The organism is Limosilactobacillus sp. WILCCON 0051, assembly GCF_039955095.1.
Taxonomy (GTDB): domain Bacteria; phylum Bacillota; class Bacilli; order Lactobacillales; family Lactobacillaceae; genus Limosilactobacillus; species Limosilactobacillus allomucosae.
In genome coordinates, this window is the sequence record NZ_CP154878.1 from 2,137,168 (window position 1) to 2,161,162 (window position 23,995).

19 protein-coding genes are annotated in these 23,995 nt (G+C 47.3%); 9 read left to right on the forward strand and 10 right to left on the reverse strand.

Annotated features, from left to right (window positions below; all coding sequences use genetic code 11):
* Positions 1-15: 15 nt before the first annotated feature.
* The 3 genes from ABC765_RS10020 to ABC765_RS10030 form a co-directional block, all read right to left on the reverse strand.
* Positions 16-690 carry a VTT domain-containing protein gene (locus ABC765_RS10020; protein WP_347980362.1) on the reverse strand — a complete coding sequence of 225 codons (675 nt, stop codon included), beginning with the start codon at positions 688-690 and terminating at the stop codon, positions 16-18.
* A 266-nt stretch (positions 691-956) separates the two neighbouring features.
* Positions 957-1,574 (reverse strand): hypothetical protein, encoded by a 618-nt coding sequence (locus ABC765_RS10025; protein ID WP_347980363.1) that lies wholly within the window; start codon positions 1,572-1,574, stop codon positions 957-959.
* A 15-nt stretch (positions 1,575-1,589) separates the two neighbouring features.
* Complete coding sequence (locus ABC765_RS10030; RefSeq protein WP_347953799.1) at positions 1,590-2,480, reverse strand: PPK2 family polyphosphate kinase; 891 nt, start codon at positions 2,478-2,480, stop codon at positions 1,590-1,592.
* A gap of 206 nt (positions 2,481-2,686) precedes the next feature.
* Between ABC765_RS10030 and ABC765_RS10035 the strand changes: the two genes are divergently transcribed.
* Positions 2,687-3,340 (forward strand): hypothetical protein, encoded by a 654-nt coding sequence (locus ABC765_RS10035; RefSeq protein WP_347980364.1) that lies wholly within the window; start codon positions 2,687-2,689, stop codon positions 3,338-3,340.
* A gap of 62 nt (positions 3,341-3,402) precedes the next feature.
* On the opposite strand, the gene ABC765_RS10040 is transcribed toward ABC765_RS10035, so the two are convergent.
* The gene (locus ABC765_RS10040) at positions 3,403-6,261 is read right to left on the reverse strand and encodes a DEAD/DEAH box helicase (protein ID WP_347980365.1); all 2,859 of its coding nucleotides are present in this window, start codon (positions 6,259-6,261) and stop codon (positions 3,403-3,405) included.
* Positions 6,262-6,458: 197 nt separating this feature from the next.
* Between ABC765_RS10040 and ABC765_RS10045 the strand changes: the two genes are divergently transcribed.
* Positions 6,459-7,376 carry a serine hydrolase gene (locus tag ABC765_RS10045; protein ID WP_347964058.1) on the forward strand — a complete coding sequence of 306 codons (918 nt, stop codon included), beginning with the start codon at positions 6,459-6,461 and terminating at the stop codon, positions 7,374-7,376.
* Positions 7,377-7,466: 90 nt separating this feature from the next.
* Here ABC765_RS10045 and ABC765_RS10050 read toward each other — a convergent pair whose 3' ends face one another.
* Complete coding sequence (locus tag ABC765_RS10050; RefSeq protein WP_376752324.1) at positions 7,467-8,585, reverse strand: D-alanyl-D-alanine carboxypeptidase family protein; 1,119 nt, start codon at positions 8,583-8,585, stop codon at positions 7,467-7,469.
* A 409-nt stretch (positions 8,586-8,994) separates the two neighbouring features.
* Between ABC765_RS10050 and ABC765_RS10055 the strand changes: the two genes are divergently transcribed.
* From ABC765_RS10055 to ABC765_RS10065, 3 genes are all read left to right on the forward strand, one after another.
* Positions 8,995-9,360, forward strand: coding sequence for a Fe-S cluster assembly protein HesB (locus ABC765_RS10055; RefSeq protein WP_347964060.1), 366 nt, complete (start codon positions 8,995-8,997; stop codon positions 9,358-9,360).
* A 376-nt stretch (positions 9,361-9,736) separates the two neighbouring features.
* Positions 9,737-10,294, forward strand: coding sequence for a transposase (locus ABC765_RS10060; RefSeq protein WP_347980000.1), 558 nt, complete (start codon positions 9,737-9,739; stop codon positions 10,292-10,294).
* Positions 10,294-11,190: an IS3 family transposase gene (locus ABC765_RS10065; protein WP_347953351.1), complete on the forward strand. Its 897-nt coding sequence runs from the start codon at positions 10,294-10,296 to the stop codon at positions 11,188-11,190. The genes ABC765_RS10060 and ABC765_RS10065 overlap by 1 nt, the downstream gene beginning before the upstream one ends.
* Positions 11,191-11,572: 382 nt before the next feature.
* Here ABC765_RS10065 and ABC765_RS10070 read toward each other — a convergent pair whose 3' ends face one another.
* Positions 11,573-14,110 carry a M1 family aminopeptidase gene (locus ABC765_RS10070; protein ID WP_347980366.1) on the reverse strand — a complete coding sequence of 846 codons (2,538 nt, stop codon included), beginning with the start codon at positions 14,108-14,110 and terminating at the stop codon, positions 11,573-11,575.
* Positions 14,111-14,406: 296 nt separating this feature from the next.
* On the opposite strand from ABC765_RS10070, the gene ABC765_RS10075 reads away from it, so the two are divergent.
* From ABC765_RS10075 to ABC765_RS10085, 3 genes are all read left to right on the forward strand, one after another.
* Positions 14,407-15,807, forward strand: a complete 1,401-nt coding sequence (locus tag ABC765_RS10075) for an amino acid permease (protein ID WP_347980367.1) — start codon at positions 14,407-14,409, stop codon at positions 15,805-15,807.
* Between the two features lie 64 nt (positions 15,808-15,871).
* Entirely contained in the window at positions 15,872-17,239 is a 1,368-nt protein-coding gene (locus tag ABC765_RS10080) for an IS3 family transposase (protein ID WP_347964342.1), read from the forward strand.
* A gap of 384 nt (positions 17,240-17,623) precedes the next feature.
* Positions 17,624-18,982, forward strand: coding sequence for an MFS transporter (locus ABC765_RS10085; protein ID WP_347980368.1), 1,359 nt, complete (start codon positions 17,624-17,626; stop codon positions 18,980-18,982).
* A 158-nt stretch (positions 18,983-19,140) separates the two neighbouring features.
* Here the strand turns inward: ABC765_RS10085 and ABC765_RS10090 are convergent, their stop codons facing one another.
* From ABC765_RS10090 to yaaA, 4 genes are all read right to left on the reverse strand, one after another.
* Positions 19,141-20,052: an EamA family transporter gene (locus ABC765_RS10090; protein ID WP_347980369.1), complete on the reverse strand. Its 912-nt coding sequence runs from the start codon at positions 20,050-20,052 to the stop codon at positions 19,141-19,143.
* A 177-nt stretch (positions 20,053-20,229) separates the two neighbouring features.
* Positions 20,230-20,928 (reverse strand): methyltransferase domain-containing protein, encoded by a 699-nt coding sequence (locus ABC765_RS10095; protein WP_347964063.1) that lies wholly within the window; start codon positions 20,926-20,928, stop codon positions 20,230-20,232.
* A gap of 19 nt (positions 20,929-20,947) precedes the next feature.
* Positions 20,948-22,150: a chloride channel protein gene (locus ABC765_RS10100; RefSeq protein WP_347954022.1), complete on the reverse strand. Its 1,203-nt coding sequence runs from the start codon at positions 22,148-22,150 to the stop codon at positions 20,948-20,950.
* A 69-nt stretch (positions 22,151-22,219) separates the two neighbouring features.
* Entirely contained in the window at positions 22,220-22,963 is a 744-nt protein-coding gene (gene yaaA / locus ABC765_RS10105) for a peroxide stress protein YaaA (protein ID WP_347953809.1), read from the reverse strand.
* 137 nt (positions 22,964-23,100) lie between these two features.
* Here yaaA and ABC765_RS10110 point away from each other — a divergent pair, with 137 nt between their 5' ends.
* Positions 23,101-23,940: a prephenate dehydratase gene (locus ABC765_RS10110; RefSeq protein ID WP_347980370.1), complete on the forward strand. Its 840-nt coding sequence runs from the start codon at positions 23,101-23,103 to the stop codon at positions 23,938-23,940.
* Positions 23,941-23,995 lie beyond the last annotated feature (55 nt).

Sequence of the window (23,995 nt, forward strand, 5' to 3'; positions counted from 1 at the left end):
ATAATTTATAAATCGTTAAGCAGCTGGACGGGCCGGCTTCTTCATCCGGCGTCGAACCAAGAAATACATGGCGATCAGAATCAGCAGAGCGACCAATGCCCCGCTGCAGCGCTTGAAATCAGCATTAAACAGTGCATCACCGCCAAACGCATACAAAAAAGAGGTTGGCAGCATTCCACCGGCAATCATCAGCAGAAAATGCCCACGATCAAGCTTCATCCTAACCCCGGCATAATCTACCAAAACGCTGGGAATTACGGGGATCATGTAGCCAATCGTCAAACCAATCAAAGGATGCCGCTGATCGGTCAGTGCCGTCAGCAGGCGACTGGTCTTGATTTTTTTCGAAACGTCGACGTGCCTGATCAGCTCAACGACCAGACAGCTGCCCAAGACGTTGCCGACCCAGTTCATTGCAAAACCGATCCATGGTCCATAGCATAGACCAGCCAGGATGCACAGCAGCGAATTGGACATCCCCGGGATCGCATTCAAAAGGCCAATCACAATGGTTAGCAGCACGATATCAGCTGCCCCATGCGAACGAATCAGCTTCATCAATTGATGCCGGTGCGCCACGGTTGGGTCAACCACCAGCATCAGTTCGCGCCGAAAATCCCAGACCAATAAAATCAGCCCGATCAGCGCCAAAATGCCCCCAACAGTCAAAACAATTCTGCGTTTTTTCATTGCAATCTCCCCTAGACTAAGACGACCCCTGTCCAACTAGTCAGCCAGGCAGGGGTCGCGCAATAGGTGTGTATATAGTATACGGATTTATTGTATGAAACTTTGCTGCCAAGTGCAACTAAATTCATCAATTCATTGATAGTCAGCATTCCGCCAACGCTGTTTTTTATCCTCCAGCAAAGCTTTCTAATCAAGATCACTTGTCTGGCCAATAACCCATCAATTTCACGCCTAAGCATTTCCTTTCACCAGCCGCTATACAAGGCTCAGTCCCACCAGGCATTGATATTTTGGAGATCCAGCTGCAGCTGATCCCACTGCCGATTTAAGAGATGATGAGCAGCTGTTTTTAACTGAGCTGCCGTGACATGGCGATCGCTCGTCAAACCGTGCTTGGCAAATTGATGCGCGCTGGCTTTTAGATAGACCGCGTATGGTTCGATCAGGGTTGGCGATATCTGCAGCTTCTTGACTAACACTCCGGCCATCATTGCAGCCGCCTGCTGATAGCGCTGCTTTTCCAAATAGCCATCCAGCTTGTCGGCCATTTCTTCAATCCATTGATTCAGCGGATCATCTGGCGTCAGATCTTCTAGAAATTTTAGATTAAATGACCAGTCCCACCAAGGATGCTCGCCCACAAACCAGCGGCGCTCCGTTTGATCTTGAATCAACGGTGCCAGGCTCTGGTACAGTCGCTTGGTCTGCAAATGGCTGAACTCGTTTGCCGGCCGGTGCTGCCAGTCTGCAATCACTGGTGCCGCATGGCTTTTTTCAATCAGCTCCCACTGACACTGACCATCGTTAAGCTGTTTGAGACTAAGGTAGCTGTCAAGCGGCACGGTTATTTTCTGCCATTGATCAAATGAATTTACCAGGCCCATATTTTTCCTCACTGATTAATCTTTTTCGTTTTCCAAGCGTTGCAGCGCATCATCCATGGCCGCCTTTTGCTCAGCGGTAACTTCGGGGAAAGCAAGATCCAGCTTGCCCAGCCGATTGGTCAAGATATCCGAGACGACCAGCCGTGAGTACCACTTGCTGTCGCTGGGAATTACGTACCAAGGATTCTTTTTGGTAGCCGTTTCGTTGATGGCTTTTTCATAGGCCAGCTGGTATTCATCCCAGTATTGACGCTCCTTGATGTCTGAAGCCGAGAATTTCCAGTTCTTTTCCGGCATGGTGATGCGCCGTTCAAACCGTTTCTTCTGCTCGCCTTTTGAAACGTGCAAGAAGAACTTCAAAACGACATAACCGTTGCGCGTCAAGTATTTCTCAAACTGGCGGATGTCTTCGTAGCGGCCATCCCAAAAGGCATCGTTGACATCATCAATCGTTAAGACGTTTGGCAGGTTGGCATTAAGAATCAGCTCAGGATGCACCCGCGAAACCAAAACGTCTTCATAGTAGGAACGATTCAAAACACCAATTGCCCCGCGTTCAGGAAGTTTCTGGTGGATTCGCCACAAATAGTCGTGACTCAGATCAGTCTTGCTGGGCTGCTTGAAGTTATTGACCGTAAACCCAACCGGATCAATTCCAGAAAAGATGTGGGCAATCATACTGTCCTTGCCGGCAGCATCCAGCGCTTGAAAGACCAAGACGACGCCATAGCGCGATCTTGAATACATCTTCTTTTGAAATTTCTTCAGTTTTTTTAGATTGGCTTCGATCTGGCCCTTCACGTTTTCAACCATGGCCATGTCTTCATCGTTATAGCCGTCGATTTTGGTTGGGGCCGCTTCAATATCAAAGTCCTTGCCAACAAATTTATACTGTTTGGTATCCATTGCAAAAACTCCCTTCAAAACATCATTAAAAACTATTATACCGCATTGGACGGCAACAATTCCGCCAATCAATCGAGTCAGCAGGCATTCTTAGCCAATTGTGCAAAAGACAGCCTCTAAAACATACCATTGCAGCAGTTTAGGTTTGAGAATGAATAAAAACCTGGCTTATAATTAGGTCAGCATCACTAGAGGAGGAGTTTTAAATGACCGCGCAAGCAACCCTCGATTGGCAGCATGAGATTCACCATGCCATTATTGCCGCATTGCCCAACCGCGACTACGAACTGATTGCCTTTAATCAGGCCAAGTCGACCGAAAGCATCTACGCCAACGTTTTGCATGGTCAGCGGCTGTTTTATCTGCGTTTTTCCTGGCATGAAAATGAACGCTCGCGCCGCTTTGCCGATGCTTCTTTTGATCTGCGCCGTTATGGCAGTCATCGTGAGCTGGTTGCAAGTCTCAGAAAAAATTTCCAGCAGCCGCAATTTGGCAGCATCAAGCTTGGCTATTGGCATTTCGTCTGGCTGGCCATGCTGGAAAAGCTGGGCCAGACTGGCAATGAGCCGCTGCGCTTTAATGACGACGCCGTTTTAATCAATCATCAGCTGCTCAGCAATCCGGCGGCTCTGCATCGCTTGCGGGCATTGATCAACTTCGGCTTGGCAATCGCGGTTCATGAAGACGCCTACCTTGCCATCAGCAAAGACGGTCTCAACCTGCTCAATCATTACTGGGATGTTGCCGACTTTTCTGACAGCCGCCAGTGGGACGATAATCCGCGGATCATGACGATTGATGAACTGACTTGGCAGCTCAACAACATCACCCCCCCTGTCCGCCATGCCAAACGCCGTTAAATACCATATAAACGCGCAACTTAAGCCCTGCTGAGGCCTGAGTCGCGTTTTTTTTATTTTATTTATGAATTCTCTTGATAGAACTGATGAGCCGCTCCTTCATTTTGCCAGGCCAGATAAAGTGCTTGATCAACAGGATGCTTTAACAACAGCTCCACGCCAAAAATCGGCTTGTTGGTGCCTTTTTGCAAAAACTCATGAGCAGATCCCGGCATAACCTGGCAAAGACCAAGGTAGACAAACTGCGACTGGTCCTGCTCATCCGAGTTTTTAACGAATAGATGCAGGCTGGCGTTGGGATTCAGCAGCTTCTCGGCATCGCGGCTGTTCAGCGTGCGGTTGGTCTTGGAATAAAAAGAAAGCTGCGTCCGGCTGCGAAACTGATTGTCAAAGTCAATCGCGGCCCGCGTATTTGAGTGGTGGTAGGTCACAAACAAAATCCCCGTCTCACCCATGAAATAATAGCCGCCGATTCCATTAGGCACCATGTATTGCGCGTTGTTCAAGAGCTTGACGGCATCCATGCGGGTATAGCGCTGGTTGAGCGTCAGCGGCTGTTTCTGATCATATTTTTGGGCCTGCAGTCTGCCGGTTTCAATGGCATCATTCCAAAACAGCCTGAACTCAGCGTCTCTCAGATAGTTTTGAATCTGGGGGTGCAGCTGAATCTGCTGACCAGCCATGATAATCAAAGGCTGATTGCCATAGCGGATCCGACTGCCGATCTTGCCTTTAGTCAGATAATATTCCAGCGTCAATACTCGTTTAACCGATGCCAAAGTCGCGTCATCAACCCAACAGCCATTCTGATGCAGTTGCGTTTGATAATCAGCGACTGTAATCGTTGACTGCTTGGTCAGCATTGCCAATAAAATCAGTTCATGCTGGCGCTTGCCATTGGCCAATTCTTCAGTCAAAAACTGTAAAACCGGCTCCGTTTGAGGATTGAGATTGACCGTTGCTTCCATTTTTTGAAGGAAGCGCGGATAGGTCTTAAACTTTTCTGCAAAGATGCTTTCATCAAGGATTCCCGCTCTTTGAAAATCAGCCATCAATGGTGTTCTTCCCAGACGCTGCTTAAGCTGGCTAAACTCGCTTTTGAGCAGACTCATCCCGGTCAGCTGAGCCTTTTCAACCGACGCCAGGATCCGCTCATAGGCCAGGCGAGTAAACGAGATCGTTGAAATTCCCAGGGTTGGCTCGGCACGCAGCGTCTGTAGCGCCCGACTGCGCTGGTGGGAATGATCATCAGTCAGTGCCTGGGGAATCAAATAGTTGTGCTGATAGTTGCCGATAAAATCAATCACTGTCAAAAACTGCTTACCTGGTGCTTTACGCAGGCCACGTCCCAGCTGCTGCAGAAAAATGATTGCCGATTGCGTATCGCGCAGCATGATCACTTGATTGACGCAGGGAATGTCGATCCCTTCATTAAAAACATCAACCGTGATCAGATAGACCAGCTCACCGGCTTGCAGTCTGGCAACCGCCTGCTCTCTTTTGGCTGCCGAATCCTGTCCCGTTAGCGCCTGCGCCGGATACCCCTTCTGCGTCAAAAGCATAGCCAGTTCTTGAGCTTCTTTGGTTCGCGAGCAAAAAATCAAGCCATGCAAGACATCCCCGTCATGTCCATAATAGTCAGCCACTTTGATTATCCAGTCCACCCGTTCAGGCTGAATCAAATGTTTGAGCGGCGTTTTTTCGCTAACGGTCTGCCCCTGCCAGACATAGTCACTGACGCCGACAAACTGAAATGGGCACAGCATCCGCTCGCTTAACGCCTCTTGAAGCCGAATCTCATAGGCCAGCTGGTAGTTGAACAAAGCATAGACGTTGAAATCATCGGTTCGATCCGGAGTAGCCGTCAGTCCCAATAAAAAGCGCGGCTGCAGCCAGTTGATGATTTTTTGATAGCTGGCTGCACCGGCATGATGGACCTCATCAATAATCACATAATCAAAATCAGCAGGCCCAATCTGATCCAAGTGCCTTGCCAGCGTCTGAACCGTGGCAAATACGTATCGCGCGGTACCAGGCGTCTGCTGACTGGTAAAAAAGCCATAGTCTTGATCTTGACCGCCAATGATCTTTTGAAAACTGGCCCGTGCCTTTAAGAGCAGCTGCTCACGATGGGCAACTACCAAGACGCGGTTAGGTTTGGCGCTTTGAACGGCAAACGCGGCCAAATACGTTTTCCCTGTCCCCGTTGCTGAAATCACCAAGGCCCGCTTTTCACCAGCCTGGCGCAGCGCCTCAATTCGTTTGCAGGCGGCTTTTTGCATGGCATTGGGCATAACCTGATCAGAATGGCTCGTTTGCGATGCTGAGTTTAAGACTGGTGCCTGCCAGCCTTTTTGATATGCCGTCAGCCATGCCGCGTTTAATTGAACCGCCGCCTGCCATTGATCGCCAAACTCAGCTGCAAATTGCTGCACAACGGCTCCTTGATGCTTAGAGCTGACTTTAAGACACCATTCGGCATTTTTTAAAAGCGCGTCCATCGTCAGGTTGGCACTGCCGATGATCAACGTCTCATAGTCTTGATGGTCAAACCAGTAGCCTTTTTGGTGAAAGCCAACCTCTTCAGTCAAGCGCACCTTCAAATTAGGAATCTTCATCAATTCAGCAAAGACCTTAGGAGAATTGAACTGCAGATAGGTTCCCGTCAAAAGCTCACCGCCAACTCCTTTTTGCGCCAGGTCCATCATGATCGACTTGATTGGCACTAAAACAGCCGGCGTAATGAAGGCAACTGCCATCTTAAAGTGCGTACAGGTGCGCAGCTCATTTTTTATTTCGTTAAAGATCGTATTGCCCTGCCGATTGGTTAAGATTTCTGGTCCCAGTGCGCCAGCCGGACGACTGCTGTCGATAAAGCCATTTTGCAAGTCAGCTCGCAGCTGATCATCCATCCATGTCATAAATTACTCCTTAAGCTAACAATGTTGATCACGATATCTACTTTAGGTTAATTCAAAATCTGTGACAAAGCTTTTGCCTACACCCATGGCATAACTGCTTCAAAATTCATGAATTCTTCAATTTGAGGTGTTAAACTATTTTAGTCTTTACAAAAGTTTTTATATTCTAAATAAAAAAATCATGGAAGGAAATTGTAATGAACCAGCGACCAGCACGAAAAACTCAGTTTAAACCCAATCAAAGGCATCGTCTTTTTAAATGGCTGACGATCATCTTAATATTGGTTGCCTTAGGATGTACGGCCGGTTTGCTGATTCCTGGTCTGAATGGTTCCCGCAACGCCAGCGTTAAACTGTCATCGCCCTTAAAAATCGTCCAAAAGGTAGTCTCTAACAGCTCCTCATCGACTGCCGACAGCAACACCCAGCTGCAGGACGCCTGGAAACCAACCCTGCAGCAGGCTGACGGGCACGTGGCCATTGCCGTCTATTCAAATCAAACCAAAAAGACCTACACGGCATCCAATGCTGCAAATCATTCATATCGCATGGCCAGCACAGTCAAGGTCTCAATTTTGGTCGGTCTCTTGATGAAACAGGGTACATTAAACAGCAGCGAGCAGGCCAATGCCCAGGCCATGATTGAAAACAGCAGCAATACCGCCGCTTCGGCACTGTTTGTTGAGCTGGGCGAAAAAAGCGGCCTGCAGGAGACTTTTGACAAACTGGGAATGACTGAATCTAAGGCCCATGAAGAATGGGGACTTTCAACTACTACCCCCAGCGACCAGCTTAAACTGCTGAACGCCATCTTCTATTCATCCAATCTCTTGAGCACCAGCCAGCAGTCGTATATCCGCAATCTGATGCAAAACGTTGAAAGCGATCAGCAATGGGGAATTTCAGCCGGCAGCACCAATTTCTACCTAAAAAACGGCTGGCTGGACGAAGACGATGGCTGGATCATTAACAGTATCGGCTACATCCCAGGTAACAATGGCGCCAGCGACAGCTATACGATTGCCGTCTACACTGATGACAATTCTTCAATGCAAAATGGCGAAAATACAATCGAAAAGCTGGCTAAATCAACCAGCAAGATCTTAAACAAATAGATCCAGCAGTTTAGGATCGACACTGCTTTACCGATTTAGCATAAAAACGCTGATGCAGGCTTGGAACAGTCTGAATCAGCGCTTTTGCTTTTACTTTAGCTTCAGGGAAACCTGTGGCATGTCGTTAGGCGTTAGCTTGCTGCCTTTCAGCGTTCCCTTTATCTTAATCGTCTTTTTTTCAAGCTTGGTATCTTTAGGCAGCCACAGCGTCGTTGTTTTAGCTGCTCGTGCCTTCTTTTGGCCGACTCTGATCAGCGCACCTTTTTTGATCGTCTGTGGTGCAAAGCGACCCAGCACGCGATTATAGAGGTTATTGGTCTGTTGGAACTGATTATTGAAGTCGCCAGGAACGTTTAAGACTACCGTAACCAGACGGCGGTTGCTAAACGTTCCGGTGCTGACAAAGCAGTTGCCGGCTGAATCAGTCGTCCCGGTCTTTAAGCCATCGATTTCGCCATCTGCTCGATCCAGAGCCGCTCCCTTAATCATCAGATTGATGTTTTGCATGTGATATGTCTGTGAATCACTGACTGGGAAGTCTTCTTGGGCCGTCTTGGTAATATTGACGACATCTGGATAATGGTTCAAAAGCCAACTGGCAATCTTAGCCAGATCAACGGCAGAAATCTGATTTTCGGCGTTTTTGGAGACATTTTTTAAGCGCAAAGTCCCCAGATCCCCATTTGAGAGCCCGATCATGTTATAGATCTTGGCATCGGTTACGCCAGCTTCTTTAGCCACCTGCTGCATCTTGGCATTGAACTTGGCCACACTGCCGGCATCAGCTAAGGCTAGCGCTTCGGCACTGCCATCAGCTGAAACCAGCATCATTGAATCAACCAATGACTTAATCGTATAGCTCTCGCCCTCATTCAGCGGCACGTTGGAAAAGCGCCAGTCGTTGGCCATTACCGCCACAGGATGTGAGATCGTTACCTTTTGATCCCAGCTTAGCTTATGAGCCTGAATGTCTTTTTCAATGACGGCCAGCGTGAGAATTTTAATGGTAGAGGCAACTGGATACCGTTTTTGCGCGTTTTTTTGATACAGAATCTGTCCAGTCTTAGCATCCATGGCAATCGCAGCCTTGGCATCAACATCTTGGCTCGTGCCCACGTTTTGTCCTGATTGGTGGCCGTTGCTGTCTGACGAGCTGTCTTGCGCGACGACCGTTGATTCTTCAGTCGCCTCGCCATCAGCCGAAACAATCGAGGAGAGACCCAGCAGGCTGAGATTAAGGCTGAGCAGCACCAAAATCAGGCTCTGCAGGCGTTTATTCCAGCTATGTCTATTCATTTTAAATATCAATCCTTATTAATAATTCTTTCTTTACACTGTCTTTTCTATCTTAACGCAAAATTCTTTCTGTCTATCAGCAAAAATCAAAAATCCCCTGATCGATTTTTAGCTGCTGGTTTGATTGCCAGTTAATTATTGGCAAAGTCAGCGTTTCAATTCAAAGCTTGCTTTAGGCACTGATTATTTGCATAACGGCCCAAACCTCGATATTCTAAGGTCATCGGTTAAGCTTGGACTTTAATGACGCCAGCGAATCGAATAGAGCTTGCTCAAATATCTTAAAACAATTATTTTCTAGCAAACAAAAGCAGGTGATTTAATGCAGCTAAAAATTTCAAAGACCGCTCAACAATGGCTGATCAAGCAGCTGGATCTGCAGCCTGGTAGCGGCGTGCGCTTCTTTACTCCAACTGGCGGCCGCAATGGACACGTTAATTATGGTCCCAAGCAGTCCTATCAAAGAGAAGATGAGCCCAAGCAGCCGGTTTTGCAGGTTATTATCGATGAGATCAACTATCATATCGATGATCAAGACAGCTGGTTCTTTTCAGGCAAGACCACGCTGATCGACTATGATACGCAAAATGGCCTGACGTTTCATTTCATTAATGGCAATGGCGAGCCGGTCGATGCCAACACCGCGGCTTCTAAAGGCAATACCCGCTTTGAGGGGCTGTGGGACTGATTTCGCCATAGTTATGACGCTGCTGCAATCCAGATCAGTTTAGGTCCGTCATTAACAGCTTAAATAGCGGCTCTTATGCAGAAATTTTTGTATAAAACATATGACAAAACCATCATTACCTACTTTTCGCAAAAATCAATGTATAAGTAGGTAAAAACTAATGTATATCGAGTTAGGGAACCCTAACATTACCTACTATTTGATAAAAATCGCCCAATAGTAGGTAATTCACAAAGTTGGTCTAACCCAATCAGCATTAGAATATACAAGTTTACCTACGATTCGCAGAAAAGATGTCTAAAGTAGGTAAAGCGAAACGAATTGAAGTGGACTACAATTACCGGACAAAGAGTTTAGTAATTGCAGGTGATATTTTATGAATATATACAGTCCAGAGTTAAAAAGCAAAATCGTTCATGAATACCTTGAACGCAAAAATGATATCAGTATTAGCGAATTAAGCAGGCAATATGACATTGATCCTCGTCGGGTTGGCGAGTGGATCCGCAACTATCGGCTTCGAGGAAAGATCATTACCCAACCCAACAAACGAAAATTCAGTCAGAAGTTCAAAGAAGATGTGGTAGACTACTATCAAACTCATGAGGAAACCTTGGAACAAGTTGCCGCAAGATTTGATGTACGTCCTACTCAGGTCAGCTCCTGGAAAAACACGGCTCAAAGATACGGCAACGAAGCCTTGGCATCTCAGAAAGAGAAGGCAGCGAAAACCATGGAGCATAAGCAAAAAGAAACACAACAACTGACGAAGGAAGATCGTAATAAGCATGAAATGGCGGCTGAAATCGCCCGCTTAAGAGCCGAACTTGATAAAACCAAGAAGGAGCTCTACTACGCCAGAATGGATCGTGACATCGCAAAAAAAGTCCAAGCTCTGGTCAAGGCCTCAGCGTCAAAGCCAAAACGAAAATAGTGACCGAGATCAGAGCATATCAAAAAACACTTCCCAAAGAGCGGCGTTATAAGATTGGCGATCTGTTAGCACGAATCGATCTGAAGCGCTCATCTTATTACGATGAATGCGAACGTATGAAAAATCCATATGATAAATACGTCAACGTCAAAAAACTAATAATGGAAATCGCCCAAAGCTACGTTGTCCGCGATCGCTATACCGCTGGCTATCGGCGCATTCAGAAGAAACTGGATCAGCGTAACGCTCATTTAGCTGGCGAAACCATCCGTAAACTAATGGCTCAGTTGAAGGTTCAAGTCGCAATCTATAATCAGAATCGCAACGGCAAGTATTCCTCATATCGCGGAACCGTTGGAAAAACCGCCAAGAACCTGCTTAAGCAAAAGTTTGATGAAACCCAGCCTTATAAAGTCATTCACACCGATATCACGCAGACCCAACTGGCTAATCAACAAAAAGTTTATATTTCAGTAATGGTTGATGAGGGCACCAAAGAAGTACTGGCCTGTCAGATCAGCGACCATCCAAATCGTAAACTAATCACTGATACGCTTGATGAATTATTGCAAAACCTGCCTGATAATGCCCGGCCGATCATTCATTCTGACCAAGGGTGGCATTACCAGCTGCCTTACTATACCCAAAAACTAGCCGATCATCACTTTACCCAAAGCATGTCGCGGAAGGCTAACTGCCTCGATAACGCGCCAGTAGAAAGCTTCTTCCATCTTCTAAAGACTGAACTGCTCAATGGCCGTCCCCTTGTTCGTGACATCGAGGAATTCAAGCGCCTGGTAAACGGCTATATTATGTTCTTCAACAATATTCGTATCTCTTTAAAAACAGACGGTCTGAGTCCAGTTGAATATCGCAATCAACAGTTGGCCGCTTAATTTTAAAAGTTTGTCCGGATTTTCTCTTGCACTTCAAATCGGCTATGCACGTACCTACTTTTGGTCAAAAAACTGCCAATAGTAGGTAATTTCTTGCTGCTCAACCGCCTAAAGCCGGACTTTCTTCACAAGGCATGTGGTCACGAGATTATAAAAGGCTTGTTCTTACATACTGCCAGGATTATCAACCATCCGCCAAAAGATGCCAGTTTTAAGCCAATCAAGTCCCGTTAAGCGCCACCATGATTCTGCCGTAAACATTGGCTGTGCGATGATTTTGATATCGTAAACGTCTTTTCCAACCGCTAATCAAAAATACTTCATTTCTATTGAAAAACTGGTAATGACATCCGCCACTACCAGTTTTTTAGTTTCTGTTTCGTTATTCGGCAACCGTCTCGGCAATTGCAGCATTGACCGCAGCCTGCTCGCTTTCAATCAATTCCACGCGACTGGCAATCACCTTTTCATCCATTTGAATTTCGCGTTTCAGCATTGGGTCGTTTTCCTTAGGCGTAAAGAAACGCTTGAACTCGATCAATCGCTGCGAAGTCTTAAAGATACGAGAGATTACAGTTATATAGGTTGGGAATTCCATATCACCGCCAACCGTCTTTTCCAGCCATGACCATTCCTGCTGAATCCAGTCCCAGGCTGCCTGTTGACCATGATCATTAGCCAAAACGCCTCTAAACCAAGCCCGCAGATCCTGTGGCTTGATGGTATCGGCATCTTCAAAACGATCAATCAGCTGGGCAATCAATTGATCATCCTGCGTCTTAGTCAAAGCTGCACAGATATCCTGTTTAAAGCCAGCATCGGCAGTCTTTTGATAGTCCGCCAGCAGCGTATTAAACAGTTCCTGGCTGCCATAGTTTTTAACCTCGTTGGCCAGCACCAGTCCCCGTACGTCAGCCGGCAGATCCGCCAGATGATCCTGATACTGATCAAACAATGTATGCGCCTGCTTGACTGCATCAGAGTTTTGCGCATACAAGGCCGCGCTCAATACGATTGGCCGCGTTAGTTGATCATCATTGCGCTCGCCTTTTTGTGAAAGCCAGCCAAGCCGCTGCACCTGCTTGACGCTGAGTTGATCAAACAGCTGCTGCAGTTGACGTTCAGTCTTGGCAGCCGGCTCGACAAAGTTTTTCAGGCTGTTGGCCACATGGTACAGCATTTCATTAACGATTCCAGAGCGACTGTCTTTAAAACGACTCAGCAACGGGACGATCTGGGCATAGGAAAGCTGCCGTCCTTCTGCTAACAGACGCAGATCCTGCAGCAGCTGCAACTGATCGATGGCTCCCAATTCATCAAGGTGATCCAAAATATCATTTAGCAGCGTCTCGTCATATTTAACGATGACATGCGAATTGTCGCCCACATTAATGCGGAACGGCCGACCATTTTGTTTTCGCAGCTGGGCATAGTCGCCTAAAACCATGCTTTGTTCACTAAAGATCGCCGGTGCCTGATCATAATTGGCATTTAATGGAATCTGCCAGAGACGGTCCTTTTCCTCACCATCACCAATAAAGAACTGCCGCTGACTGAGCATAAGCTTGCCATCTTCAACCTTAACCTCGACTACCGGATAGCCTGGATGCTCCAGCCATGACTCCATGATCTGGCCAACGTTCATTCCTGAAGCCTCACCCAATGCCTGCCAAAGATCAGCTCCCGTGGCATTGCCATATTGATGGGCAGCAAAGTAGTTCTTCAAGCCCCTGCGCATCGCATCATCACCCAGCAGCGCCCGCACCATCACCAGCATCCGCGCACCTTTGGCATAAACGATCGCTCCATCAAACAGCGTATCGATCTCTGCAGGGTCATCAACGGCAACGTGAACCGACTGCACGCCATCCGTAGCATCCCGCTGCAGCGCCATTGGAACCTCAGAAGTCTGAAACATCTCCCAAACGTTCCATTCCGGCTCCAAAGCATCGACGGCCACGTATTCCATCATGTTGGCAAATGACTCGTTCAGCCAAAGATCATCCCACCACTTCATCGTAACCAGATCACCAAACCATTGATGTGCCAGCTCATGCGTGATGACCGTGGCAATCAGCCGTTTTTGATTGAGCGTCGTATTGTCCGGATCTAAAAGCATATAGGCCTCACGATAAGTAACCAGACCCCAGTTCTCCATCGCGCCGGCTGAAAAGTCTGGCAGGGCCAATTGATATGACTGCGGCAGCGGATATGGCGTCTGGTAAAAGTCTTCATAAAACTCAATCGCGCGTTTGGCAATATCCAATGAGAAATCAAGCTCTTTTGGCTGGTGGGCCTTAGTAGAAAAGACACCGATCTCAACACCGCTTTTGGTTTTGGCAAACTTGCTCTGCAGCTCGCCGAACGCAAATGCTACCAGGTAAGTGGACATTTTGACGGTTTCTTGGAAGTAGTGCACGCCATTTTCAACATGATCTTCTGGCATATTGGCAATGATGGTTTCGCCTGGCTGTTCATCATACTTGATGGCTAATGAAAACGTCGCCTTGGCTTCTGGCTCATCAATCCCAGGGAAAGCCTGCCGCGCCGCCGTGGTTTCAAACTGCGTGCCAACCAGCTGCTTTTTTTGACCGGCAACCGTGTAGTATGACGGATAGATTCCCATCATCGTATCAGTCAGCTTGGCGTCATAGACTACTTTTAACTCCACGTCGCCAGAATGCGGCAGTTCAAGCTGAATGGCTTCTTGAAGGTCGCTGAAACTGAATGGCACGTCCTGTCCATCAGCCTGGACGCTGGTAACGTTTAGAAACTTTTGATGCAGCGCAATCTTAGTGTCCACGGCATTACCTTTGATCATCGTAATGCCTTTAAAATGCTTGGTGGCGCGATCGATATCCAGGTAGATGTCGTAGTGGACTGGTTGAAATTTTTCATAAAAACGCGTTGAGTCTGCCATTTTCTTTCCTCATTTCGTTAAATTTATTGAACATTATAACGCTAATTGCTAAAAGGATTGAAACAGACTGTCTGATAAATAACCAGCTCTAAGAATTTTCTAATTTTAAATGGTATTCTTCGCCAGAACCGGTATAATGGTAGCTAGTTATTTTTAAGGAGTTTTTATGCAGTTTTTTCATGACTAATTAAATATTCATCTGAATTATGGTCAGCTGCTCAAACGTCCGATTAGCTTAACGTTAATGATGAGCGGTTCATAATTTGAATCGCTCTTTTATTTTTGGAGGACACAGCATGAGTGAGAAAAACCACGTCGCGCCAAAACTAAAGCGCACGATGACGGCTGGACAAATGGAAATGATCTCTTTGGGCGGCGCGATTGGCGTTGGACTGTTTATGGGATCAAAATCAACCATCAAATGGACCGGGCCTTCCGTACTTTTGGCCTATGCCTTTGTCGGTTTGATTCTGTATATCGTAATGCGGGCTTTGGGTGAGATGATCTACGTCAATCCCAGCACGGGATCGTTTGCTGACTATGCCACGCATTACGTGCACCCAATGGCTGGCTATATGGCGGAATGGGCCAACGTTTTTGAATATATCGTGGTCGGCATGTCAGAGGTCATTGCTTCAACCGAATATCTTAAATACTGGTGGCCGCATACTCAAACGTGGGCTGCGGGTCTGATCATCATCTTCTTTTTAGCACTTGCCAACCTGGCCAGCGCCAAAGCATATGGCACCTTGGAGTTCTGGTTTGCCATGATCAAGGTCGTAACGATTATTTTAATGATCATTCTAGGCTTTTTGGTGATTCTGCTGGGATTTGGCAATGGCGGTCACCCCATTGGCTTTAGCAATCTTTGGGCTCATGGCGGCTTTTTCGCCGGCGGCTTTAAGGGCTTTATGTTCTCAATGTCGATCATCGTTGGATCATATGAAGGAATCGAGCTATTGGGAATCTCAGCTGGCGAGGTTGCCAATCCGCAAAAAGCCGTGGTCAAATCGGTTAAATCCGTTTTGTTTAGAATTCTGATCTTTTATGTCGGCGCGATTTTCGTCATTGTTACGATCTACCCATGGAATCAATTGGACAGCGTCGGCTCGCCATTCGTTGAGACGTTTGCCAAAGTCGGCATTACCGCAGCGGCTTCAATCATTAACTTTGTAGTTTTGACGGCCGCTTTATCCGGTGCCAACTCAGGAATCTACAGTTCTAGCCGGATGCTTTTCCGCTTAGCGCACGAAGGTAATGCTCCACGCCTGTTTGGCAGACTTTCCAAACACGTGGTTCCCGATGCGGCAATTCTGGGAATTTCTGGCGGGATTCTGATCGGCTTTGTCTTAGACATCTTCGCCGAATACTTCAGCAAGTCAACCGCCGATCTTTTCGTCGTTGTCTTCAGTTCATCCGTTTTACCGGGGATGATTCCTTGGTTTGTGATTCTGCTGGCTGAACTGCGATTCCGGCAGCATAACCCTGAACTGATGCAGGATCATCCATTTAAACTGCCGCTTTATCCATTTTCAAACTACTTTGCGTTTGCAATGCTGATCATGATCGTTGTCTTCATGTTTATCAACCCTGATACGCGCATCTCAGTAATCGTTGGCGCGGGCGTCTTAGTTCTGGCCGCCATCGTTTACCTCTGCCGCAATGGTCTGAATGGCAAAAAGCAGCCAACTGAATAATCTTCAAAGCCGCGCTGGTGACCCGTACCCCCAAAGTTGGAAACACAACTTTGGGGGTATTTTTATGACCAAAATCAGCATAGAGACTAAGATCAAGGCAATTGAAGAGTACTGTACAACGGCAAGTTCACTGCGGGGGATCGCTCGCAAATACGGGATTGCAAAGCTTGACTTTCAAATCTGCGTGGGTATTTATGCACGTTTCGGCAAGGAAAAACTATTGAATCCACCAACCGTAACTGGGGATTTCCGCTTAAATCTGGTAAAGTGGAAACAACAAAACCGAGCTTCCATTCCAGAGACCTGTATCCACTTTGGCTTTCGTTCATCAGGCTCTGTCTATCAATGGGAGCGTCAGTACAACGAACATGGAGCACCGGCCCTCTTAAAACTACGACCAGGAAGGAAATCAAAACATGAGCTCAAATCACGAGAAAGAGATTCAACGTTTAAAAAAACAGAATCAGCTTCTCCAAAAAGAGAACTTATCCTTAAAGATTCAACTCGATGCCTCAAAAAAATTGGCAGCCTTGAGAAAGCATCCAAAAAAGAACTTGCCCAAGTAATTTATGACCTCAAGGCAAAATATCGTTTGAAAGACCTGATTGAAGCACTGCCAATCTCTATGTCAACTTACCAGTATTGGCAGGCCAAATTTGAACACCCTAATGAAGCCGAAGAAGAGCTTAAATCCGTCATCAAGGGCCTGTTTGAATATTTTGAAGGCGACTATGGCGTTCGTCGACTGAGCGCGCAGGTGCGTGACTACTACCGAATTATTAATCGTCCACTGCCCAATCACAAGCGAATTTACCGCTTGATGCGTGAGATGGGCCTTCAATGTACGAAATACAGCAAACGCCGCCGCAAGTACGATTCTTCCAAAGGTCCGTCGGGTAAGAAGGCTAAAAACGTAATCCGTCGTCGCTTTATGAGCAATCGCAAATATCAAAAGATGGTCTGCGACATTACTGAATTGAAGGCTAAGGACGGCAGTAAGGTTTATCTGGAAATTGTCAAGGATCTGGCAACCAACCAGATTCTGACTTGGGAAATCGGGACGCATCCAACCCTGGAATTCAGCCTTAAGCCTTTGCGCAAGCTAATCGATCTTTTACCGCACACTGGGTATCAATTAACTCTGCATACAGATCAAGGCTGGCAGTATCAGCATCGTGCCTGGCGAGTCTTATTAAAGCATGGTCGGATTCGTCAAAGCATGTCCCATCGAGCAACGTGTCTGGATAACGCCGCCTGCGAGACCGTCTTTAGCAAACTTAAAGCAGAGATCAAGCCGGACACTGATTATGCCAATCAAGAAGACTTAACTCAAGCCATTGAAGAGTGGATTGACTACTACAACCACCGCCGGATACAAACAAAATTAGGCAACCTGACCCCACTTCAATATGAAGCACGGCTAGTTGCCTAAGAAAAATTTTTATTCAGTTTACAAGTAATTAATATTCAATTCCAACTTTTTGGGTACACACCATGGTGATTAGTTCACAGCACGGCTTTTTTATTCCCAACGTTTTACCTTTCTATATTTTACGATTATTTATACAACTTTTTATTTTTAGTCCAATTTCATAAATTAAATAATCATTTAGCACCTTTTTCTTAATTATTGCAAGCGATTGCGCTAACAATTAGCTTATCTATGACCTTTAACTTAACATTTTTACGGGTTTGTCTTTATTAGCCACAAAATTTTGTTTTTGTTTTATACTACTTTTGTTGAAACCGGTTTCAATTCGATTTATCAAAGCAGGTCTTCCGGATGGCCTGATGATTTGGGAAGGATTGTCATAATATGTTTAATTTCTTAAAACCGTCACCCGATGCTGCCCAAAAAGTGCCCAAAGACAAAATTGAGGGGGTCTACCGGCGCAAACAGCTGGGCGTATTGCTGGCGACTTGTTTTACCTACCTTTCTTACTACATCATTCGCTTGATCTTTACGACTGAGCAGAAGCCGATCATGAAAGAATATGGGTTTACGATTGGTCAAATTGGTTTGATCCTGTCTACCTTTGGGATTGGCTACGGGATTGCCAAGCTTTTCATGGGGGCTTTGTCAGACAAGTCCAACACTAAGCGTTTCTTGGCTTTTGGACTGTATATGTCATGTCTGTTCAACGCGCTGCTTGCTTTTACGCATAATTTTTACGTAATTTTGTTCTTAATGCTGCTGATTGCCGTAACCCAGGCGATGGGAGCTCCTGCCTGTCAGCGTGAGATCAGTCTTTGGTTCTCAAAAACGCACCGGGGCGTAATGTATGCCATCTGGTCATCAGCACATAATGCCGGAGCGTTTGCCTGCGTTGCCTGCATTCAATTGGCAACCTTCGTCTTTTCTGGCTCTTTGACGGCCGTATTTCTGACTGCATCGGTAATCTCTGCTATTATCGCTACCTTAATGTTATTAATCAATTCCGAGCGTCCAGAAACTGAAGGCCTGCCAAACATTGCCGAATACACCGGCCAGATCGAACTGACGGAAAGTGGCCAGTCTACGGCTCAAGAACTTTCCAACCAGTCGCTGTGGCAGATTTTCGTTCATGATATTTTGATGAATAAAGTGGTCTGGGCCGTTACTCTAACCTCGATGTCCATCTACCTGGTTCGTTACGGGATCATGAGTTGGATTCCTAGCTACCTGCCAACCAAGGGCTTTAGCGTTGACTGGGCTAAATGGCTGGTTGGGATCTTTGAACTGTCAGCCGTCCCAGGCGTTATCATCATGGGTTCGATCTCCGACATGCTGAAGGGACGCCGGGCATTGGTCTGCTTTGCCTGCGTGATTGGCATGATCATGTGCCTGATTGCCTACTTTACCAGCAGCAGTCACGCCGTCATCGTTGCCGTGCTCTTTATCATGGGCAGTCTGATCTATGCTCCGCTGACGCTGGTTGGATTGATGGTCAACGAAGCCGTGCCAAAATATGCAGTCGGTCTTTCCACCGGCTTTATGGGCTTTTTCCAATATGTCTTTGGCGAAACGGCGGCTACGGCTCTGATCGGTCATCTGGTCGGACAATACGGCTGGGGAGCCAGTGCTGTTACGATCTACGCCGCTTCAGGCTTAGCTGTATGTCTGCTGATCTACCTGCTGTTTAAGGAACGCAGTATTCTGCGGATGGAAGCTAAAGCCAACGCCAAACAGCGATAGTTCATCATTAAGATAAAAAAGACGGTGCCGGTTCTGGCATCGTCTTTTCTGTTTTGATTATCCAATCGTCAGTTTTAAAATTCCGTATCGGCAGTTAGCGATCAAAATCGATCACAGCCAGTCTGAACGCTGATTGCTGTTTTATACGTTAATCTGGCCTAGTTTAATGACTGGCGATGCGAAAAGATCTGCAGCGGCATCATCTGCAGGAAAGTTGCCAAAATAATCAGGCAGCTGGCCAAGATATTGACCGGACCAAATTGAGTGTGCAAAAGCGCCACCGCCAGAATCGTTGCCACCAATGGCTCAAAAGCTCCCAGCATTCCTGTCGTACTAGGATCGATATACTGCACGCTGGCCAGGTAGAGCGTATAGGCCAAAAGCGTACCGCCAATAATGATCCAGCCGATCAAGGCCACGTCTAACGGTTTTAACGCCGGCATTGGCATGATAAAGTACAGCGGAATAAAACAAACGCCACAGATCAGCATCGACCAGGCCGTGACATTAAGCGTGCCGTAGCGGGCAAACAGTCGCCCAGGTGCCATCGTGCTGATTGCGTTGGCCAGCGCAGCCAAAAGCGCCCAAAAGCATGCTTGCGGCGACAATGCCAGATGATTGAGATTGCCATTAGTCACCAATAAAAACGTTCCAACCAAGGCTACAATGATCGACACTACATCGATTCGGCGCGGCAGCATTTTCTGGGCCGCCGCCGTATAACCAATAATGATGACTGGCGCCAAGTATTGAATCACCGTAGCCGTGGGGGCATTGCTGTATTTGACGGCCGCAAAATAAGTCAGCTGCGACATGCCCATCCCAAAAAAGGCAAATAAAACCAGCTGCAGCACGTCATGACGATTGCTAAACAATGCCTTGGTCGACGATCTTCCCGTCAGCCTGGCCAAGATCAGCAGCAGCGTTCCAGCTCCTAAAAGCCGCAGCCCCACCAGCCAAAACTCACTGACCGTCGTTTCGCCAAACAGATATTGCACGGCAACGCCTGAAGTTCCCCAAAAAGAAGCTCCCATAACGGCCAGCAGAATGCCTTTCGTTCTCTTGTTCAAAATCTTTCCTCCCTGTCGAGTGCATACTGAATAAGGATAAGCTTTTCATTCCCAAAGAACAACCGGCATTTTAAAAAAGATCATAAAAAACGCTCAACAGGCGACAATCGTTCCTCAAACCCGCTGAACGCTTTATTTTCAATATTTTTAATCATCAGCGCAACTGCCAGCTTGCGGCTAGAAACGCTTGGCCAATAAGATTTTAGTACTTAGCCATGGACCACCCCACCAGCCGTTGACGCCGCACTGGTGAACCGTAATATCATGAAAGCCCAGCCCCGTTAAAATCTTTTGGTACTCATCAAAATGCTTAAAATCAATAATTGCCAGCGTACCGTTGCTTTTTAAGGTCCGAGCTGCTTCTTGAACGGCACGAGCGCGATTGATTGTCGGTTTGACCTTGTGCAGCGTCATCCAAATCAAAACCCCATCAAACTGGTGATCATTAAATGGCAGATTCAATATATCCGCTGCCTGCACTGAAGCGCGATCTGCCATCGCAGCGGTCTGAAGACAGGCTTTGGCATGAGCAAGTGACTTATTTGACTGATCTGATTTGATCCCAATTTCGACGCCAGTTGCATGTCCTGGAATCGCCAAGTGCTTGGCCAGCTTTACCAGCACATTCCCTTGATCAGTGCCGAGATCGAGTACCTGTGCATCAGAAGACAGATGCAGATACTTGATTGCTTCATCAATAATCTGCTCCTTGCCGCGCCATGATGCATTCAAATACAGCCCCAAACAGATCAATAATAAAACCGTCACCAGCCAAAACAGCCATTGATGCCAGACAACGGCCAAAACAATCGATAAAATCGCTGCCAGCGCGATTACCACAAGGATCAGCGGCGCATCCACTCGCTTAAACTTCATCAGCACTGTCCTTTCTTTTTTATGCTTTTTTAGCCTGCATCCAGCTGGAGATCGCCATGCTTAGTGCCACGCCCATCCCCAATGGCAAAAGCGCCGAAAAATTCAAATGGCAGACTTCAAACAGCATAAACATTGCCATTAAAGGTGCCTGCTGAGTAGCTGCCAAGAAAAAGGCTGCCCCTAAGACGGCAAACTGCATCAACGGTTCGCCAGGAATTGCCTGAATAAAAATCATCCCTAACAGCACGCCTAAAGACGAACCCATGGCAATCGATGGCGTCAGTGTCCCGCCATAGCCGCCACCGCTGATCGTTGCCAAAGTAACCAGCCCTTTGGCAAAAAAGCCGAACAGCAGTAAAGCAACTGCCGAATGAGAAACACTGGTCACGTTGATTGCCATCTGGGCCACGCCCCGGCCATTACCCATGATTTCTGGGAAAAACCAGGCAACGGCACCCGTCAGCGCCCCAGCCAGCGGCATCGTGACAAAAATTCGCCGATCCTTCACGCGCAGTGCACTGGCGCGGCCAATCAACCGTTTATACCAGGTACCCAAAAAGCCCATCAGCGGTGCCACGATCACTACAAAGGGAATCAAGCGCAACGAAAACTGACGTGACGCCACCAGATAATACGGCTGCCAGCCTTTGACGATTGCACCGACCATCGTTGCAATCGCAGCCATGGTCAGACTGACGATCACGGCTTTTTTATCAATCTTTTTATAGAGAATCTCCAGGCAAAACATCGCTCCTGTAATCGGTGCAATGTAGACACCGGCAAAACCGGCCCCGGCTGCCGCGGCAATCAGCAGGCGGCGGTCTTCTGGAGCCAGCTTAAGCCAGCCAATCTGATCACCCAATTGGATCCATGACTGGGCCCACATTGCGCCGGCTTCTCTTGGGGCCAGTTCCCGACCGATGGATCCCCCAGTCCCGACATAGAACACCTGGGCCGTAACGTGCATGATCGTGGCCCCCATTGGCATTTTTTCGCCATCAACGGCCTTGCCCAATTTAACTGGTCGGTAGTGCAGCTGCATAAAGTACCAGACGACTGATACGATCAAAGCCCCAATAATCGGTGCCAGCAGCCGGTTTAAGGGCGTGGCTGAAAATGCGACCGGAATCGCGTTGGTTTCGGTAAAATGAAAAAATACTCTTTCCGTTGCGTCCAAAACAATGCTTAACAAACCGGAACTGGCTCCGGCAATAATTCCCATGACAATCGTTGCAATTGCCAGCGCGCGACTGTCACTTGACTTCTCTGTTCTCAATTCTCTCTTCCCATCCTAATCTGCTACAAAAACCAAATTATCATTCGTCGATGCCTGCTCATCATAATGATAGCCAAGATCAAACTGCTTTACGACTGCCAGATCATCAGCCTGCCGCTCAGCCAGATAGCGTACCAGGTTGCCCCGCGCGATCTTGGCCCGAGTGGCTTGAGTCTTGAAGCGGCCATGCTCTGCTTTGACAAACGTGCAGCTGACCAGTTGACGCTTGCCCTTGACATACGGAATGACTGCTTTGGCATATTCCTTGGACGCCAGATTCAAAACCAGCTCGTCTTGTGCATAAAGCTCATCGGCCAGTCTGCTGCCCCAAAACTCATATAGATTCCTGGTCCCGGCAACCTTGGCTCGATCACCCATACCCAAGCGATAGGAAACGATCCCGTCAAACGGCCTCAATAAGCCATAAAAGCCTGACAAGATGCGCAAGTGGTCTTGAACGTAGCCAAGTGCTGCCTCATCAAAAACTCCCGGAGCCATCCGCTGGTACTGCAGGCCGGTAAATGCCAGCAGCGCCGGGGTCAGCTGATGGTAAAGATCCATCTGCTGCACCCATTGATAGTTGGGAATGGCAATTTTTTCGCTGCAGTCCCACCAAAGATGATGGAGCTGGTCATAGCTTAAACTGCGCAGATAATCTAAAATCGTTTCCGTTTGCGGCAAAAACTGCGGTAAGCCTTGAATCGGCAATGAATCCGGATCAGCTTTCATATTCCGAGCCGGAGCAATGATAATCTTCATAAAAATCTCCTTTTATCGACCCGTCTATTTTAGCATGTTCCCAAACAAGCACCACTAACTAATCCGGTAATGGTTGTCATAATTTAGACAATCAGCTAAGATTAGAAGAAATTTTTTAGATTACGGAGGAATTATCTATGATTGCACAACCGCAGCGAACCGGGGTTACCGTTGGCTATCAAGGCGTCCCGGGATCATTCTCTTCTCAGGCCATGCATCAATGGTTTGGCCAGGTTGAAAGTCGCAACTATCCTAAGTTTGAAGACGTTTTTTTGGCACTGCAAAACGGCGCAATCGACTATGGCGTCGTCCCAATGGAAAATTCCTCAACCGGCGCCATCAATGACAACTACGATTTGATCAACAAGTATCATTTCTTCATCGTTGGCGAGCAGTCCATCTACATTGCCCAAAACCTATTGGGCGTTAAAGGCGCCAAGCTTAATGACATCAAGGAAGTCTATTCGCATCCCCAGGGCCTTTTGCAGACCAGCCAGTTTTTAGCCACGCACCAGATTCAAGGTAAAGAATGCCTCAATACGGCACTGGCAGCTAAAATGGCCGCTGAAAGACAGGATCCGGCAGTTGGCGCGATTGCCTCGACTGAAGCAGCCAAATTATATAATCTGGACGTCTTAGCACCCAGCATCGAAAACGATAAGTCTAATCACACGCGTTTTATCATTTTTGGCCGTGCACCTGAAATCTTGCCGGATGCTGATCGGATTTCATTGATCTTTACCTTGAAAAATGAGGTCGGCACGCTCTATGAAGTCATGCGCGTCATTAAAGAGCATGCTATCAACATGGTTCGGATCGAATCGCGGCCTTTGCTGGGCAACCCATGGGAATACTATTTCTATGTTGACCTGGATGGCAATCTGGCTGACCCGCGGATTACCGAAGCTTTGGCCGAACTGAAAAACTACACGACCTCACTGCGGCTGCTTGGCAACTACCATCGTCAGGAAAATTAATTTTACAGGCACAAACCAAAAAGGCACGCTGTTCAAGTCCAAGCTTGACAACGTG